The sequence below is a fragment of the Enterococcus durans genome (assembly GCF_002277935.1).
In the GTDB taxonomy this organism is placed as follows: domain Bacteria; phylum Bacillota; class Bacilli; order Lactobacillales; family Enterococcaceae; genus Enterococcus_B; species Enterococcus_B durans.
This window is the reverse complement of the sequence record NZ_CP022930.1, coordinates 1,819,306-1,831,789: the sequence shown is the minus strand read 5'-3', so window position 1 is coordinate 1,831,789 and position 12,484 is coordinate 1,819,306. Positions and strand designations below refer to the sequence as shown.

12 protein-coding genes and 1 pseudogene are annotated in these 12,484 nt (G+C 36.7%); 1 reads left to right on the top strand and 12 read right to left on the bottom strand.

The window, feature by feature from the left end:
- Positions 1-86: 86 nt before the first annotated feature.
- Both CJZ72_RS08690 and CJZ72_RS08685 read right to left on the bottom strand, forming a co-directional pair.
- Positions 87-770, bottom strand: a complete 684-nt coding sequence (locus CJZ72_RS08690) for an O-methyltransferase (protein ID WP_005881112.1) — start codon at positions 768-770, stop codon at positions 87-89.
- A 65-nt stretch (positions 771-835) separates the two neighbouring features.
- Positions 836-1,396, bottom strand: coding sequence for a signal peptidase I (locus CJZ72_RS08685; RefSeq protein ID WP_095443765.1), 561 nt, complete (start codon positions 1,394-1,396; stop codon positions 836-838).
- 194 nt (positions 1,397-1,590) lie between these two features.
- On the opposite strand from CJZ72_RS08685, the gene CJZ72_RS08680 reads away from it, so the two are divergent.
- Positions 1,591-3,441, top strand: a complete 1,851-nt coding sequence (locus tag CJZ72_RS08680) for an ATP-binding protein (RefSeq protein ID WP_095443764.1) — start codon at positions 1,591-1,593, stop codon at positions 3,439-3,441.
- Positions 3,442-3,561: 120 nt separating this feature from the next.
- Here CJZ72_RS08680 and CJZ72_RS15100 read toward each other — a convergent pair.
- The 10 genes and pseudogenes from CJZ72_RS15100 to CJZ72_RS08635 all read right to left on the bottom strand — a co-directional run.
- Positions 3,562-3,681 (bottom strand): annotated as a pseudogene (locus CJZ72_RS15100) (DUF3788 family protein); the annotation flags it as partial.
- Positions 3,682-3,861: 180 nt separating this feature from the next.
- Complete coding sequence (locus tag CJZ72_RS08675; RefSeq protein WP_081133911.1) at positions 3,862-4,866, bottom strand: lipoate--protein ligase; 1,005 nt, start codon at positions 4,864-4,866, stop codon at positions 3,862-3,864.
- 13 nt (positions 4,867-4,879) lie between these two features.
- A complete protein-coding gene (locus CJZ72_RS08670; RefSeq protein WP_081133912.1) occupies positions 4,880-5,620 on the bottom strand; it encodes an MBL fold metallo-hydrolase in 741 nt (246 codons plus the stop codon).
- Positions 5,621-5,670: 50 nt separating this feature from the next.
- Positions 5,671-6,483: a DUF975 family protein gene (locus CJZ72_RS08665; RefSeq protein ID WP_081133913.1), complete on the bottom strand. Its 813-nt coding sequence runs from the start codon at positions 6,481-6,483 to the stop codon at positions 5,671-5,673.
- Positions 6,483-7,565 carry a M42 family metallopeptidase gene (locus CJZ72_RS08660; RefSeq protein ID WP_081133914.1) on the bottom strand — a complete coding sequence of 361 codons (1,083 nt, stop codon included), beginning with the start codon at positions 7,563-7,565 and terminating at the stop codon, positions 6,483-6,485. Before CJZ72_RS08660 ends, CJZ72_RS08665 begins: the two co-directional genes overlap by 1 nt.
- 325 nt (positions 7,566-7,890) lie before the next feature.
- Positions 7,891-9,171 carry a D-alanyl-lipoteichoic acid biosynthesis protein DltD gene (dltD, locus tag CJZ72_RS08655; RefSeq protein WP_081133915.1) on the bottom strand — a complete coding sequence of 427 codons (1,281 nt, stop codon included), beginning with the start codon at positions 9,169-9,171 and terminating at the stop codon, positions 7,891-7,893.
- 2 nt (positions 9,172-9,173) lie between these two features.
- The gene (gene dltC / locus CJZ72_RS08650; RefSeq protein WP_005881129.1) at positions 9,174-9,407 is read right to left on the bottom strand and encodes a D-alanine--poly(phosphoribitol) ligase subunit DltC; all 234 of its coding nucleotides are present in this window, start codon (positions 9,405-9,407) and stop codon (positions 9,174-9,176) included.
- Positions 9,408-9,471: 64 nt separating this feature from the next.
- Positions 9,472-10,677 carry a D-alanyl-lipoteichoic acid biosynthesis protein DltB gene (gene dltB, locus CJZ72_RS08645; RefSeq protein ID WP_005881132.1) on the bottom strand — a complete coding sequence of 402 codons (1,206 nt, stop codon included), beginning with the start codon at positions 10,675-10,677 and terminating at the stop codon, positions 9,472-9,474.
- Positions 10,674-12,191 carry a D-alanine--poly(phosphoribitol) ligase subunit DltA gene (gene dltA, locus CJZ72_RS08640; RefSeq protein ID WP_081133917.1) on the bottom strand — a complete coding sequence of 506 codons (1,518 nt, stop codon included), beginning with the start codon at positions 12,189-12,191 and terminating at the stop codon, positions 10,674-10,676. The genes dltB and dltA overlap by 4 nt, the downstream gene beginning before the upstream one ends.
- A gap of 10 nt (positions 12,192-12,201) precedes the next feature.
- Complete coding sequence (locus CJZ72_RS08635; protein ID WP_081133918.1) at positions 12,202-12,351, bottom strand: teichoic acid D-Ala incorporation-associated protein DltX; 150 nt, start codon at positions 12,349-12,351, stop codon at positions 12,202-12,204.
- Between the last annotated feature and the right edge of the window lie 133 nt (positions 12,352-12,484).

The window sequence follows — 12,484 nt, the reverse complement described above, 5'->3', positions numbered from 1 at the left end:
TTTTCATCCATTTGTTCTTATTGTCGCAAAGTTCAGATTCACCTATTGTTTATTTTTTTAGGAAAATGTACGGCAATCTCCTCTTACTATAAAACAATCTGATCTTTTTCTTTAGTGATAAGGATTACTCCATCTCCCAAAGGTACTAAAGTGGAAGTAAGGTCTGGATGCTCCATGACCACTCGTAAGAACTCATTCAATTTACGATGGATCGCCCGTTTTCCTCTGGGAATTTCTTCATCTGGTAAAAGAATCGTTCCTCCCTGAAAAATATCATCTACCATCAACACTCCGCCTTTTTTTAAGAGACGTAAACATTCGGGTAAAAATTCAATATATTTTGATTTAGCGCTATCCATAAAAATGAAATCATAAGGACCAGTCAGTGTTGGTAAAATATCAGCAGCTTGTCCTTCTAATAACGTTACTTTATCTGTTAAATTTAGTCTTTCATAAGTCGCTTTTGCTTTCTTGATCATAACGTCAAAACGATCGATCGTGGTGACATGCCCATCTTTTTCAATCGTTTGTGCCATTAAACTAGACGAAAATCCAATAGCTGCGCCTATTTCTAAAATTTTTTTAGGTTGTAATTGGCCCAATAAAAATTGCATGAAAACCACTGTCTCATGTGGAATGATTGGAACTTCTGCGAGATGTGCCTCTTCTTCAATCAAGCCAAGCTCACCTTCAAGTTTTTTCTGTTTCGTCCGCATAAAGTCAACTAACTCTTCTTTCACTACAGGACGATGCATCATTTCATTACGCATAATCTTCCTCCTTATCCTTCCATTATACGAAGAATAAAATAAATCTACAAGCTACGGAAAAATTATTAGTCGTTGACATTGTGCGAAGACAAAAATGAATGGTTTCTTTTCCTTTTTTTAAACGTATCAAGTGTGTTCCAAGCAGTGATGGCTGACAAACTAAACGCAATCCCAAAGAACAACCAGCGAATCCATACAAACGCTGTTCTGGATAATACGATTCCAAGGTATGGAATTTGAAAGATTGGTACACCAATAATGTTTCTCTTTGACACGACACCAGATTCCGTTTGACTTTGATTGTCCGCTTTCGTATAAAATTTTTGATGTTCTTCTTCTACTGCAATAACTCTTCTTGTCATAATGTGTTCGCCAGAGTTTTCATAATAAGTGATGACATCCCCGACCAATAATTCATTAGGATTTTTTGGTCTTACATAAATCAGGCTACCTTTACTATAATAAGGGCTCATTCCGTGATCTTCGATGATTTGTGGCGTCAAGCCAAAAACCCTAGGAAGTAAAATAATACTTAAGGTAAGTGCTAACAGTACAACCAAAGATACTGAGCTGAAAAAAGTTATTTTTTTGTATAGAGGCCCTGCTCCCCACTCCCCTTCTTCAATTATCCAATCTAATAATATAATAACTAAATATTTTTATCAAACCTAAACATAACATATTAATAATAGAATAACTTTAAATTGAAACGAAAACCAAAAAATAACTCTAGTTATCTAAATTTATTGCTATTTTTGATTGACTATAAATGAAAAAACATATAATCTGAAAAAAACTACATGACAGAAAGGATAATGTTATGAAGATTTTCAATAACAATAATAATACAAAAGAACAATCCAGTCTAAAAATAAAATGGATTTTTTTGATTATATTATGTTCGTTATTTTTATTAAGTATTTTTTACTTTTTTTATTATATCTTTGCCCCTACAGATCGTGGCAACGTGACAGAATTGACTGATTCTTGGAGTTATTACTCGAAAAGTGATCCTGATTTTCATTTTGATAGCCGCTACGTGACACACCTTCCGAAAATCGATCGAAATGAAACATTTGTCATGGAAACCACCCTAAAAGAACAAGTAAATGATTCAAATCTATTGATCAAAGGAAACCATCAATGGATCAGAGTATACCTAGACAAACAACTCTTATATGATCGCTCTCATATTTTAGAAGAAAATAACCCAGGACTTTCTTTAGCTGTGATCGATCTACCTACAGACTACGCTGGGAAAATATTAAAAATCGAAGTTGCTTCTCCCTATCGTAATTATGCTGGGTTTCCTCCTAAAGTCTATATCGGAACAACTGGACCGATGATCAGCTTTATTTTCTCACAGTCCATTCCCCAAGTAGTCACGATGACCATTGCTGTATTTTTAGCTATAGGAACCTTGTCCTACTCGACATTTATTCTCTACAAGAAGAGAAAGCTCGATGTTTCTTTACTGATCCTTAGTTGTTTTGCATTAGTTCTTGGATTCCAATCCGTTTCAGAAGACATCTTGAGTGGTGTTCTCTTCGAACCGATCGTGCATTCGATTTTATCGCATGTTTTTATTATTCTAACATCAGTACTTATTATCTCTTACTATCTGACACGAATGATCTATTATAAAAAAATATATGGTTTATTTTGTATCGTTCAAATTTCGATACAACTAGGTGTGCTCGTTTATTCTTTAATGACACCAAATGAACTTCCGGAACTGATGCCTATCGTCAACGTTGTAAGTGTTATTAGCACCTTAGTTACCTCATTAGCTTCCATAGGTGAGGCATATAAGAACAATCGCTTTTTTGTGGCTTGTACGCCATGGATCGTCCTGATCGCGATTTTCCATTGCATGATTTATATCCAATCTGCATTAGGAATCTATCAAGCAGATATCAATTGGTCAACTATTTTATTCGTGCTCATTTTGATTGTGATCGTTGTTTATAATATCATCGAATATATCGTCAGTTTCGACCAACACCAAAGGGCAGTAGGCTTTCTTGAAGTGAAGTCCGATTTATTAGAACAGCACTATGACCAACTACGAGAGCATATCCAAGAAATCAGTTCATTAAGACACGAATTTATTCAAAATATGGAAAACATTGAAGATCTAATTTTAGAAAATAAATCTTTAGAAGCACAAAATGAAATTAGAGGCATCTTGAATGAGGCACAGAACTTTAAATTTATCTTCTCTTACTCTGCACACCAACTGACAAATCTGATTCTAGCTCGTTATCAAGATATTGCTTCTAAGCGTAATATCCAAGTAGAATTCAAAGCGGATCTTCCAGAAAAACCGGCTGTTAGTGACAATGATCTAACACAGTTATTGATTCATGTACTAGAGCATTCTTTTCGGGAAACTCACGCTATCGAGGACCCTATGCAACGAAAAATTTCATTACACTTAAAAGAAAAAGAGGATGAATTACTGATCCACTGTGAACATAGCGCTCATTATGAAACGAACTTATTTTCTCACGGTATCACAGAAGAATTGCAAGAAAAAGAACAGTTTGATCTCACGATGATCAAAGATATCGCTGAACGATACGCTGGTACGTTGAGGCAAGAAAAAGACAATAAGAGTGATCGCCTAACGATACAGTTAAAACACCCGTTCAAAAATCCGAGAAAATAAAGCGATGTGAAATGATCGACTCCTTGAAAAGGATGAAATAAGTTAGAAAAACTTTTATTGCATGTTCTAAATCAAAATAAGAATGTAGGACAAATCTACAAACAGTTTTGCTGCAGACGCTCGAATAAACGGCGGGAGCAGAAGCAACTCCTTCGGAAATAAGCCGAAATTCACAAAAATTTGAAAAGCAATTTTCGTTTATTTCTTCTTATTTCTCGGAGTTAAACACTTCTGTCCCAGCCTCTCTCAAATAAACGGCGTCCAAAAGTCAGGTTTTTCGGAAATTTCAAAAAAAAAAAAAAAACGAGCAATACAAAAAACGTATTGTTCGTTTTTTTAATTTCTCAAATCGAAACGACTTTTATCTATACCTCTTTGATGTAGTTCTAGAAAATAATAGAACCTGGTTGTTTCACTTGATCAATACAAAAGTGAAAGTAAATCTTCTGGTTCGATTGCGCCAAAATATTTTTTGATATCAATCTGTTCTACTACTTTTTTCAATGTTTCTTTTTCATAGCGTTGGCCTACTAGCAATTGCTCGACATCCTTGATATCCCCTAATCCAAAGAAATCACCAAAAATCTTAACATCATGGATCAAACCATTGGAGACATTCAAATGGACTTCGATAGAGCCAATTGGAAAACGATGTTGACGAGAGAAATTGAAATCGGGTGATTTTCCATAATTCCAATCCCAATTACGATAATACTGGTCAGAGATTTCATTGATTTTTGTCCAGTCTTCTTCTGTCAGTTGATAAGTTTTCACTTGATCCACTGATGGAACACCAAAGATCTTCAATAAAATTTCTTCACGGAATTCTTCTGTAGTCATCCCTTGTTTTTCTTTTGGAAGAAATGGTTTGATGTTCGTCACACGGGAACGAATGGATTTGATCCCTTTTGATTCGATCTTATCTTTCTTGACTTTCAATGCATTGACTACTTCGTTGATATCAGAATCAAACATGATCGTTCCATGGGCGAACATTCGTCCATTCGTTGCATACATTGCATTGCCAGAGAATTTCATACCATCGATCACTAAGTCATTCCGTCCCTTTAATTCAGCTCCTGCTACACCTAGTTCATGCAAAGCTTGAATAATCGGTTTGGTTACTTTTGCAAAATCACGAAAAGAATCGCCATCATCCGGCATGATAAAGCTAAAATTCAAATTACCAAAATCATGATACACCGCACCGCCACCACTAAGTCGACGAACGACATGTATCCCATGTTCGTCGACGTACTCTCGGTTGATTTCTTCGATCGTATTTTGATTTCTTCCAATGATGATCGAAGGTTCATTAATATAAAAAAGTAAAATTGGTTCATCTATAGGCATTTCTTGTAATAAAAACTGTTCAATCGCTAAATTGATCCGTGGATCGTGGTTCTCATTAGGTACAAAAATCATTTTCATTTTCCTCCTAGATGTCAAATACTTTATCTACTGCGGCAAGTTCCACTTCGATCTTAGCTCCAGCGGCCTCTTGTGCCTCATTTTTCAACTGTGCCAAATCACCAAATTGTGGCAAATGAGTCAAAACTAGTTTTTTGACCTCAGCTGCTCTAGACAATTCGCCTGCCTCTTTTGAAGTAAAGTGTGCTTTATGACGTTCATTTCCTGCAAATAGATACGTGTCCGCTAAAAAAAGATCCGCGTCTTTCGCAAATTCAGCAAAGCTTTCTAAATAACCAGAATCTCCTGTAAACACAAATATCTTGCCGGTTGTTTCCTCTACGATTCGCATCGCGTAGCATACGACCGGATGGATTGTTTCCATAAAAGTAATCGTAAATGGTCCTACTTTTAATTCTTCTGCTTCAAAATAAGGTCGTCCTTCAGTCACATTTGGCAATGTCAATTCCTCGAAATGAGTCGTATCTTTTGTATGACCATAGATTGGCAAAATCGCCTCAGGATCTTTTTCTGGATGCAATTGCCAATAATATTGCAGCACACCTAAATCTGCAATGTGATCATGATGATAATGACTCAAAATCACTGCATCTAATGCTAACGGATCAAGCTGTTCTTCCAACTTGACCAGTGTTGTACTTCCTGCATCGATCAAAAGATTGAAGCCATCTGATTGCAGCAGATAACTTGTTGTTCCCTGATTCTTATATGGATAGGCGCCTAAACACCCTAAAACTGTTAATTTCATGAGTGATTCCCCCTCAACTTTTTATCCTAACATAACCAAAACTTTTTGGGCTATATTCTAGCTTCTAGTGAAAAATAGTCGGTTGGATCTTTCTTCTCAATTCTCGCTTGTTCATAAAATCCTGCAATCGTTACATTGACGTAAGCAATTACCCATAGTAATCCAATGAATAAGGCTAAAGCACCCAAGATATACCAGCCAATAAATGAAAGCTGCAATAAAATATACTTGACCAAGCGATCTTTTAATAGATACCAGGCATATTTAAGACATTGGATGATCGAAAGCTCTGGATAATCGAATTTTGTCCAAGCAGCAAATTGAAATAGACCACCAATGATACTCATGATAACTAAAGAAACAAAGACCATGATCACAGTCAACAAAACAAAACTGACATCAAATAAGTCGCCTGACACAATACTTGGAGCAACAGAATTTGCATTGAAAAGTAACTTTGTATATGAACTGACTCCACCAATCAATAGACCAGGTAATAAAACCAACGCATTGATCAGCCAGTTAATGGCTACATTGATCAGATTGATGACTAAAATCGGTCCAAAATATTCTTTTTGGAAGACAACGAATAACAGATTAGACTTTGCTCTGCCTCCACGTACAACGACTAAAGCGATATAGTACAAAGCGTATGAGAAAGCAAACAGAAGGAGATTTTCAAGTAAAAAACGAAGTATTTGATGCTGCGAATCATTTATTGAGAAAGCTCCTTCAAAAAATGCTTGGATTAATCCTACGAGAAACATGGAAAGAAAAATCAGCCACGCATTCATCCCCCATTGATGTTCAAGCGAGATGCGCGCTTTTTTACGATATTCTGAAATAGTTAAGCTATCTTTCATTATTCATAACTCCGAATTTTTTCAACAGTTTCGCTATCCAATCGTTTGACCACTTCTGTGACTAGCTTCACTGTATTTAAATAATCATCTTCATGGATAACCGATGTATGTGAGTGTAAGTATCGAACAGGGACAGTGATTGCAACAGATGGTACCCCATCTCTCGTTAAATGCATTTGCCCAGCATCCGTTCCTCCACCTGTGATCACAGTATATTGGAAAGGTATGTCCATTTCTTCAGCTACACCAATTACAAAGTTCAGTAATTTTTTATGTGGGATCATTGAAGCATCAAAGATCAGAATCTGTGGTCCTTTTCCTAAGACAGAATCTGCTTCTTTCGGTGTCATTCCTGGAGTATCACCAGCTGTCCCTGTGTCTAAAGCAAAGGCAATATCAGGATTTACTAAATGCGTGCTTGTACGAGCGCCACGCAATCCAACTTCTTCTTGTACGTCACTACCGGCAAACAACACATTCGGATGATTTTCTTTTGCCAAATTTTCAAGAACGCGTAACGAAACAGCCGTTCCGATTCGATTGTCCCAAGCTTTGGCTAACAGAAATTTCCCACCATTCAAACGTTTATATTCAATGTAAGGAGTAACCATGTCTCCCGGGCGGATTCCCCATTCTTTTGCCTCTGCTGCGCTAGTTGCACCAATATCAATGAACATGTCTTTGATATCATAAGGCTTGTTCCGAACTTCTGGAGTCAAAACATGAGGTGGTTTTGAACCAATCACGCCATGGATGACTTTGCCTTCTTGCGTTTTGATTTCTACTTGTTGAGCCAGCATGACTTGCCCCCACCAGCCCCCTAATGTTTGAAATTCTAAAAATCCTTTATCCGTGATTTTTGTGACCATGAATCCGACTTCATCCATGTGACCAGAGATGAATACCTTGGGACCTCCACCAGCGCCATGTTTGGCAATAATACTTCCTAAGCCATCATAAAAAATATCATCTGCAAATTCTTTGGCATAGTTTTTATAAACTTTTCTGACCTCTTCTTCATTTCCAGGTACTCCTTTGGCTGAAGTTAGATCAATCAGTAATTTCTCTTCTTTTTTGTCCAAAATCAATTTCCCCCATTTCAACTATTGATATCAAGATTATACCATTTATTATGTGGACTTTTTAGTTTCTCTGTTTTTCTATAAAGAAAAACAGAGAAAAACGACCGGAACAGAAATATTCAACTCCAAGGAATAAACAAAAATCCACGAAAAAATTTCAAATTTTGAGGATTTTTGTTTCGTTCAAAGAAGTTATTTCTGTTCCCGTCGTTTAGTTCTATTCCACAGTTGAGAGAAAGGATTTACTATTTTTTTCAATTCCTTTAGACCGAGACAACAAGCATTACTTTTTGTAGTTCATTCTTATTGTTTCAGACAGCGCAACTTACTGCTGTTTTACTTGTACATCCTTCAGTTGATCTGGGGATTGCTTTTGCCACGCCTTACTATAAAATGAATCGTCTAACTGATAATGGCTTGTTGACTGGTCATTTTCTAAAAATGGCTGGATGTGTTGATCTGCTGCTAACCAGCCTTTCCAACCTAAATGGATCGTATCTTCCATAAAATAAGGTTGGTTCGCTTGGTGAGTAAAGTCAGCGATTCGATGAAACCCTTGAGTATTCAACTGAAATTTGATTTTTTTCGCAAATTCTTGGATCATCTGTTGTGATAATCCTGTGTAATCACTCCACTTTTGGTTAACGGGAGGGATAATGAATAAGACTTCCGCATGATCTTCCGCTAACTGCTGCAAAACTAATTGGAAATCTGAAAATTCTGGAGAAAAGCGGTAATCCCAATGTGTTTGTGAGTCTTTTAGTCGGTCAACATATTTTTTTATCCGATGTGTATAAAAATCATTTTTTAGTTCAAAAGGATTGTTCGTCGTTTCCGCTCTTCCAATTTTTTCAGCTAAGTTTGCCAAAGAATCTTCTTGGTAAGAGTTTGGCAGAGCCTTTGTTTCATGATCGATCTTCGCTTGTTGATTGCTCAAGCCAATATTACTAAAAAGCTCATCTTCCCTTTTCAGCAAGTTCCATTTATTTTGGAACTGATCGATTTTGTCTGCCGCTGGTAACTCACCTGCTTTAATCGTTTTTAACACCTCTGTCAGTGCCTCATCCTCTTTTACTTTAGAAAAATGTAACAGACGTCTTGCTAAATAGCGATCAGTTGGTGTGATCTTTTTCAATGAGAACAACCAATCAAATGTTTGGAGTTCTGAGAAATACGTATTAAAATAGTCGTCTTTTACACCCTCTTTTACGAACCATTGAGGTGAAATGATGAATACTACTTTTTTGTGTTTCAAGTCATCCCCGGCTGAACGCATCATCATATATTGACTCAAAGATTGTGTACCAGGTGCCCCTAATAAAAACGGCCGATAATTTCGTTGGTATTTTTCAGCTAATACCGATGGATGGAATGGACTAATCCTACTTAATTCACTTGATCCAAAAAAGGGAACATATTGTTTTTCCGATAATGCCTCATTCTTAATGGCATCCCCTTTTAAAACATTCTCAGCCATTGACGTAGATGCTTTTTTTATGAGGGTAGGATCATTTAAATTCACACGATAAGAAGAAGTGAAAAAGAGTGCTATTAATCCAAAAGCCAAAAGGATCGGACCGAAAATAGCGAATAGTTTCTTCTTCATCATTATCCCTTCAATTCTTGCACTTGCGCAATAATTTTATTTGGTGTCCCCCAATTGTCGCGGTCAAATTCTGATACAGGTACTTGTACATCTAATTGCCCTTCTAGTTCTACTAACAGTTGGACCGAAGCCAGAGAGTCAAGTAAGCCTTCCCCAAATAAATCGATATCTCTATTTTCTTTTACTTCATCTGTTCCTGTTATTTCTTCTAAAATTGTCAAAACTTGTTCTTCCATGATAAAATCGCTCCTTCATATTTTTCTATATTTTTTTGATAGACACAATCATTTCACTTTACTGTTATCTAAAGAAAAGCTGATCCAAGAAACCTGAAAAAATCAAAAAGCTAAAGCAGACAGCTTGGAAAGTCATAAAGACTGCGAATGCATGAGTAAATCGATTTGACGGTATCTTTTGTTTATGTTTTTTCTTGAACCTCAACCAGGCATCTGTTACACAAATCAACCCTGCATGGTATATGCCATAGACAATATAGTACCACGTCAATCCATGCCAGACTCCCATCAATAAAAACAGGCCAAAGTAGCCGATATTCGATGTGACGATTCTACTTTTGAACCATTTTTTCTTCATTAAGAAAAACATCAATCGCATGTAGACATAGTCTCTAAACCAGAATGACAATGTCATATGCCAACGATTCCAAAATTCTTTGATGTTCCAAGATAAAAATGGCTTATTGAAGTTTATCGGTGTGTCATAACCCATTAAGTAACTTGTACCGACAGCAAACAGACTATAACCGGCAAAGTCAAAGAACAGATACATACTGTATACATAAGTATAGCCTACAAGCGCCCACGAAATGCCACCATCATGCAATGCTACTTTTGATACAATTGGTAAGAGTACTTGTCCAAAATAGTGTCCGATAATAAATTTATATAAGAAACCTACAAAAATATTTTGAACACCTTTTCCCAACATATCGACATATTTATCTGGTACAGGTGGCTCCAATTGATCTTTTTCAAATCTTCTGTAACGATCGATTGGTCCAGAAGAAATCGTTGGGAAAAAGAGGAGAAACTGGATATAGCGTAAAGGATGATAGCTTTTGATTGCTCCATCTCTCATTTCCATGATCATTTGTACAGATTTGAATGTCAGATAAGAAATCCCTAAAAAAGCAAATAATGATGACTTACCATGTTCAACAAATGGTGTAACTTTTGTCAAAAACAAAGGAAAAATAGCCAGTAATACGGCTAGATAAAACCAGCCACCTTGATTCTTTCTTTGACGATAAGAAAAATATGCCCAGACAAGCAATGTTTGCCAGATGACATAAGCAATCAGCGCCACACCTTGTTGCCAATAAACGCCACCAAAACTGATAAATAGAAAAACCAGCGTAATAAGTGTTTGATAAATGGATAAACGTTTACCACGAATCAGCAATGATAAAACAATCGGTATTAGTCCAATGACTAAAAATAAGAAATAATACGGTTCAGCATACGGGATCATATGTGGAAAATTCATTGCGGATTCACCTCAGCAATCAGTCTTTTTCGATCGATTTTCCCATTGACTGTTTGCGGCAACAGATCAACATAATTCATTCTTTGGGGAATCATATAATCCATCAATGTTTTTGCTAACTCCGCTTTGATTGCTTTTGTTAATTGAAAGTTTGGTTGTCCTGCTGTTTTTTCCAACACCACAAATGCAACAAGTTGCTGTACTTTTGTTCCTTGATATTTAGGGACGACAACTGCTTGTTTGACACGTTGATCCTTTAATAGGTAATGCTCGATATCACCTAATTCGATCCGATAGCCATGAAGCTTGACCTGTTGATCAATTCGTCCTTCATAAAAGAGTAGACCTTCCTTCGTCAATCTTCCCGCATCTCCTGTGTGATAGCTTGGTTGACCGTCATAGTTGAAAAAAGCAGCTTCTGTTTTTTTCGGATTATTTAGATATCCTTTTGAAACACTAGGTCCTGAAATAATGATCTCGCCCGTTTGATCATCAGAAACGTATTCTCCTTCACTAGCAATCAGAACACGAGTGTCCGATTTGATGTATCCTATTGGCAATCGTTCATATTGATCTAGTACCTCTTGAGTGATCTGCACACCTGAGATGGCTACAGTGGCTTCTGTTGGTCCATACGTATTGTAGATATACGCATGAGGAAAGCGAGTGAGTAATTCTTGTGCCGTTTTTTTGGTTAATTCTTCTCCACAGAATAAGAAAACTGATAAATCTGGTACATGCTGCTCATCGAAAGTTGGTTCCATCAAACAAATATCCATAAACGAAGGAGTAGAGACCCACACATCGATAGCTAAATGAGCTAAAGTTGAAAATAATTGCTTGAAATCTTGAATGACTGCTTTTTCTAGCGGCTTCAACGCCCCACCTGAAACAAGTGCGGGATAGATCGAAAAAACTGATAAATCAAATGAAAAAGGTGCCTGTGCTAAAAAACGCATTCCTTCACTGATTTGAAAATCGTCTAACGTCCATTGAACAAAACTATATAAATTATCTTGGCTTATTTGTACCCCTTTAGGTTCACCGGTCGTTCCAGAAGTGAAAATAATGTAGAAAGTTTCATCCCCTTTTACCATCAAGCTTGGTTCAATAGCCACATCTTCTTTAGTGATTGAATCCAGTTCAGTTTTAGAAATAACAGGGATATCTGTAGAATCGATTTTCCAATCCCCAACACTGATGATCATAGAAGGCTGAGCCACCCGAAGAATCGTTTCTATGCGTTCTTTCGGCGTGTGCTCTTCAATAGGAAGATATGCGTGTCCGGCTTTCACAGCACCGATAAATGAAACAATCATCTCGAACTCTAAATTTCCAAATACAACGATTGGATCATTGCCAACTACATTCTTCACTAAATAATTTGCTAATGCATCTGATTTTTTCTTTAGTTCACCAAAAGTATATCTTGCGTCATCAGATTGATATGCGACTCGATCGGGTTCTTCACGTCCAAACCAATCGATGGATTCAACAACCGTTTTACTTTTCATCGTCTTCCTCCTAAAATTCGTTATAAATAAACGATCCACCTTGAATATTTTTATAATGGTATAAGTAAATCAATACAAAGAGTATCGCGCCATAAAAAAGTGTTCGCAGAACAAAGGTACCCCAATACCTGAACCGAGGATTACTCCGCCATTTCTTCATTTGAAATCCCTCCTGTTTCCCTCCAATTAAAACCTCAAAACAAGTTTACCCACTTTTGGAAAAAAGCAACATTTGTTCCGCTAACAGAAAGCGTTTTCTCGCTAACAGTTTTGTCACAAGTTAGATACACGAT